The sequence below is a fragment of the Endozoicomonas acroporae genome (assembly GCF_002864045.1).
GTDB classification, from domain to species: domain Bacteria; phylum Pseudomonadota; class Gammaproteobacteria; order Pseudomonadales; family Endozoicomonadaceae; genus Endozoicomonas; species Endozoicomonas acroporae.
In genome coordinates this window covers 1-5992 of sequence record NZ_PJPV01000192.1, presented here as the reverse complement: position 1 = coordinate 5992, position 5992 = coordinate 1, and the positions used below count along the sequence as shown (strand labels likewise).

Here is a 5992-nt window from a genome sequence, read left to right as displayed (position 1 = left end):
TTTTTTTGCAATCTGCCAGATCACATATATTATTATTGAGTTCCGGGACTCTCATTATGTGTGTGGTGATTTCAACACCAGGAATGGTTCGACTCTGCTGAAAATCGCACTGCTGCAAAAAGCAGGATTTGAGGTCATTGAAGTCCCGGTTAACACGCTTTTGAACCCGGATTCAATAAAACGATGTATTGATCAAATAAAGACCAGGGTAAACATCCCGCCACAGGGTCATGGCTCTGTAATCAGTTAAAAGCGAGTCGGCAGATGAGAGATACGGCACTGCTTAGTATATAAACATTTCAGCAAAATGAACTTCTGAACGGCACAGCAGTCTGCTTTTTATATTTTCATGAATTAATGAAATATAATTATGGATACAAGCTCTGCCGGTATCAGTGGTCAATACGCCAGATCAGTTAATGATTGTAACCGTCCGGGTGGCCATGCCGCTTCCTCAAGGCGTGGACGATACCGACATGCCACGGTCAGGCAGTGGGATGATACCCCAAGCACTAACCCGGGGCGTAATACATCTTACCGTTCTGCTGACGCATGCCCTTCTCAAAATCTACAGCGCCGTTCAGTAAACCCTGCTCAAGATTTTAATGCGCTCATCAAAAAGGAAATAATGGATGATCTGGTGAGTCAATCGGATCGTTTGGGTCATCGCTATGATGGAAGAAATCACAGCTGGTATGCCAATTCAATTAAAAAATACACATCAGCTGCTAAAAGAGCGTTAAATCGAGCGGAACAAAGCCTGCTGACAGGTTTGCTGCAAAATTTTACCGTAACACGGCGTTGGGACTGGCGAAGCCTTACGACCACACTTCATTCATTAACTTCAGCGGGTGTTTTTACCCCTCATAAACCCATGGATGAGCGTGTTAAGTGTACTCAGGCTGCCTTATTGTCGACACTACTGGATGCAATCATATTCAAGTGCAACCAAAAACCTCAAGCCAGGGACATTGATGCCCGGGGAATCGCCAACCTGCTGTGGGCCATGGCGAAACTGATGGCCAACGGGCAGGAGTGGACACCAGGGCTCAAAGCGACAGTGGCCGCGCTGTTGCCCCACGTGAACGCACAGAAAGACCAATTTAATACTCAGCATATCGCCAACCTGCTGTGGGCCTTGGCGAAACTGGTAGACAACGGGCAGGCGTGGACACCAGGGCTAAAAAGGGCCGTGGCCGCATTGTTGCTCCAGGTAAACGCACAGAAAGATCAATTTAATGCCCAGGGAATCGCCAACCTGCTGTGGGCCATGGCGAAACTGGTGGACAATGGGCAGGAGCGGATACCAGAGCTCAAAGAGGCCGTAGCCACCCTGTTGTCGCAGGTGAACGCACAGAATGACCAATTCAATACTCAGGATATCGCCAACCTGCTGTGGGCCATGGCGAAGCTGGTGGACAACGGACAGGAGCAGACAACAGGCCTCAAAGCGACAATAGCCACGTTGTTGCCCCACGTGAACGCACAGAAAGACCAATTTATTCCTCAGCATATCGCCAACCTGCTGTGGGCCATGGCGAAACTGGTGGACTACGGGCTGGGGCGGACACCAGGGCTCAAAAAGGCCGTGGCTGCGCTGTTGCCCCACGTGAAGGAACAGAAAAACCTATTTAAGGCCCAGGGTATCGCCAACCTGGTGTGGGCGATGGCAAAACTGGTGGACAACGGGCAGCAGTGGACACCGAGGCTCAAAGAGACCGTGGCCACGCTGTTGCCCCACGTGAACGCACAGAAAAACCAATTTAAGGCCCAGGGTATCGCCAACCTGCTGTGGGCCATGGCGAAACTGGTGGACTACGGGCTGGAGCGAACACCAGGGTTCACAGAGACCATGACCGCACTGTTGCCCCATGTGAACACCCACAAAGACCAATTTATTCCTCAGCATACCGCCAACCTGCTGTGGGCCATGGCGAGACTGGTAGACAACGGGCAACAGTGGACACCAGGGCTCAAAGCGGCTGTGGCCGCGCTGTTGCCCAACGTGAACGCACAGAAAGACCAATTTAATGCCCAGGATATCGCCAACCTGCTGTGGGCCATGGCGAAACTGGTGGTCAGCAGGCAGAAGCAGATACCAGGGCTCAACGAGGCCGTGGCCGCGTTGTTGTTCCATGTGAACACACAGAAAGACCAATTTAATGCCAAGGGCATTGTCAGCCTGCTGTGGGCCATGGCGAAACTGGTGGACAACGGACTGGAGCGGACACCAGGGCTCAACAAGGCCGTGGCCACCCTGTTGCCCCTCATGAACGCACAGAAAAACCAGCTAAATGCCCAGGGAATCGCCAACCTTCTGTGGGCCATGGCGAAACTGGTGGACAACGGGCTGGAGCGGACACCAGGGCTCAAAGAGGCGGTGGTCACGCTGTTACCCCACGTGAACGCACAGAAAAACCAATTTAAGGCCCAGGGAATCGCCAACCTGCTGTGGGCCATGGCGAAACTGGTGGACAACGGGCTGGAGCGGACACCAGAGCTCAACGAGGCCTTGGCCGCGCTGTTGCCCCATGTGAAGGCACAGCAAAACCAATTTACTCCTCAGCATATCGCCAACCTGCTGTGGGCCATGGCGAAACTGGTGGACAACCGGCAAGAGCGGACACCAGAGGTCAAAGAGGCCGTGGCCGCGCTGTTGCCCTGCGTGAAGACACAGAAAGACCAATGTAATCCTCAGGATATCGCCATCCTGCTGTGGGCCATGGCAAAACTGGTGGACAACGGGCAGGAGCGGACACCAGAGGTCAAAGAGGCCGTGGCCGCGCTGTTGCCCTGCGTGAACACACAGAAAGACCAATTTAATCCCCAGGATATCGTCATCCTGCTGTGGGCCATGGCGAAACTGGTGGACAACGGTCAGGAGCGGACACCAGAATTCAAAGAGGCCGTGGCCGCACTGTTACCCCACGTGAACGCACAGAAAGCCAGCTTTAAATCACAGGAAATCGCCAACCTCCTGTGGGTCATGGCGAAACTGGTGATCCATGAGCAGGAGCAGACACCAGAGCTCAACAAGGCCGTGACCGCCCTGTTGTCCCAAGTGAACGCACAGAAAGACCAGTTTATTCCTCAGCATATCGCCAGCCTGCTGTGGGCCATGGCGAAACTGGGTGAGCTCGTTGAGCTGAATGTGGTTAAATCCACGTCTGAACTTCTTGTCTACCAAATCAGTCAATGCCCTCAGTTATCTCAGCAAGATATATCAATGTCTCTCTGGGGAGTATTGGTATGCTGTGCCAGGCTCTCTCCAGATGCCAATGCCAATAAAAACAGCTTGCTTGAAAAGCACATGGATGCCCTGTTTACTCGCCTGAAAAATGCAGCCCCAAACAATGGCGATGAACAATCCATCATTGCCATGGCCGCAAGCTGGCTTGGCAGACCGTGTCCGATCGTCCCCCATTACCAGACAACCATTTCAAAACTTCAAACCGACTTCCGCGATCAACTTCAATCATGTATTCCCTCTTTAAAGATTGAAGCAGAAAGGAGTCTGAACTCATTACCTCCGGTTGATCTGTTACTGCCAGACCACAATATTATTATTGAAATTCAGGGCCCCTCTCATTACGTGTGTGGTGATTTCAAAACCAGGAATGGTTCGACTCTGCTGAAAATCGCACTGCTGCAAAAAGCAGGATTTGAGGTCATTGAAATCCCGACTTACACCTTTTGGAACCCGGATTCAATAAAACGATGTATTGATCAGATAAAGACCCGGGTGGACATCCCGCCTCAGGGCCATGGCTTCGTATCATATAAAATCGGGTGGGCAGATGAGGCAAACGTTACCGTCGATAAAGGGTGTCAATCCTCAGATCACTGTTACCTGGCCGCCGAAGAACATTTAGAAAAGCAAACAGGCAAACCAATAAAAAGAAAAAGGAAGAGAAAAAAAAAGCCAATAACCTCTTCCCTTTCACCATGACTCCAGAACTGTGTTGATATTCCAGGGAAGGAGCGCCAGCGTTGAATACCTGTTGCCCAAAATGATTTGAAAATAACGGATTGGTGGCATCAGATGTAGATGTGTATCCCCAACGGCTTGGTCTTATAGGCATTTCAGTAAAATGAACTTCTGAACAGAACAGCAGTCTGCTTTTTATGCTTTCATGAATTAATGAAATATAATTATGGACAGAAGCTCTGCAGGTATCAGTGGTAAATACGCAAGATCAGATAATGCTTACAACCAACCGAATGACCATGCCGCTTGTTCAAGGCGTGGGCGATATAGAAATGCCAAAGTCAAACAAGGGGATAATCCCCCCCACACTGCTACGGGGCGCAATGCATTTTACCATTCTTCTGCCCCATGTTCTTCTCAATATCTACAGCGCCGTTCAGTAAACCCTGCTCAAGATTTTAATGCGCTCATCAAACCAGAAATAATGGATGGCCTGGTGAGTAAATCGGATAGTTTCGCTCATCGCTATGATGGAAGAGATCACGGCCTATATGCCAGTTCAATTAAAAAATACACGTCAGCGTCTAAAAGACCATTAACTCGAGCAGAACAAAGCCAACTGATGCATTTGCTGCAAAATTTCACAGTCACACGGAGCTGGAATTGGCGAAGCCTGACGACAACATTTCACTCATTGACTTCAGCAGGTGTTTTTACCCCTCATAAGCCCGTGGATCAGCGTGTTAAGCTCACTCAAGCTGCTTTATTGTCCAGGCTATTTGGTGCAATAACGTTCAAGTGCAACCAAAAACCTCAAGCCAGGGATATCGATGCCCGGGGAATCGTCAACCTGCTGTGGGCCATGGCAAAAATGGTGGACAACGGGCAGGAACGGACACCAGAGTTCAAAAAGGCCGTGGCCGCCATTTTGCCCCACGTGAACACACAGAAAGAGCAACTTATTCCTCAGCATATCGCTAACCTGCTGTGGGCCATGGTGAAACTGGTGAACAACGGGCAGGAACAGACACCCGGGCTCAAAGAGGCCGTGGCTGCACTTTTGCCCCACGTGATAACACAGAAAGACCAATTTATTCCTCAGCATATCGCTAACCTGCTGTGGGCCATGGCGAAACTGGTGGACGACGGGCAGGAGTGGATACCAGGACTCAAAGAAGCTCTGGTTGCGTTGTTGCCCCACGTGAGCGTACAAAAAGTTGGCTTTAATCCACAGGAAATCGCTAACCTGCTGTGGGCCATGGCTAAATTCGTGATCAACGGGCAGGAGCAGACACCCGGGCTCAACGAAGCCGTGGCCGAGCTGCTGCCCCACGTCAACGTGCAGAAAGACCAATTTAATGCCCAGGATATCGCCAACCTGCTGTGGGCCATGGCGAAACTGGTGATCAACGGACAGGAGCGGACACCAGAGCTCAAAGAAACCCTGGCCACGCTATTGTCCCGGGTAAACGTACATAAAAACCAGTTCAATCCCCAGGGTATCGCCAACCTGCTGTGGGCCATGGCGAAACTGGTGGACAACGGGCTGGAGCGAACACCAGAACTTAACAAAGCCGTGGCCGGGCTGTTGCACCACGTAAATGCACAGGCTAACAAACCACAGGAAATCTCCAACCTGCTCTGGGCCATAGCGAAACTGGTGGACAACGGGCTGGAGCGGACACCAGAGTTCAAAGAGGCCCTGGCCGCGCTGTTGCCCCACGTGGTCGCACAAAAAGCTAACAGTAAACCACAGGAAATAACCAACCTGCTGTGGGCCGTGGCGAAACTGGTGGACAACGGACTGGAGTGGACACCAGAGCTCAAAAAAGCTGTGGCCAGGCTGTTGCCTCACGTGAACGCACAGAAGGCTAACTTTACCCCAAAGGGTATTGCCAACCTGGTGTGGGCCATAGCGAAACTGGTGGACAACGGGCTGGAGCGGACGCCAAAGCTCAAAGAAGTCGTGGCCAGGCTGTTACCCCATGTGAACGCACAGACAGCTAACTTTAACCCACAGGGTATTACCAACCTGCTGTGGGCCATGGCGAAACTGGTGGACAG

3 protein-coding genes are annotated in these 5992 nt (G+C 51.4%); all 3 read left to right on the top strand.

From position 1 onward, the window contains the following. The coding region (locus CX664_RS23445; RefSeq protein WP_146000272.1) for an RAP domain-containing protein at positions 1-250 on the top strand (250 nt) is incomplete at its 5' end. A gap of 120 nt (positions 251-370) precedes the next feature. After that, positions 371-3949 (top strand): RAP domain-containing protein, encoded by a 3579-nt coding sequence (locus tag CX664_RS23440; protein WP_101749055.1) that lies wholly within the window; start codon positions 371-373, stop codon positions 3947-3949. A gap of 205 nt (positions 3950-4154) precedes the next feature. Continuing rightward, positions 4155-5992 (top strand): DUF1601 domain-containing protein (locus tag CX664_RS23435; RefSeq protein WP_146000271.1); only part of this gene is annotated, 1838 nt, incomplete at its 3' end.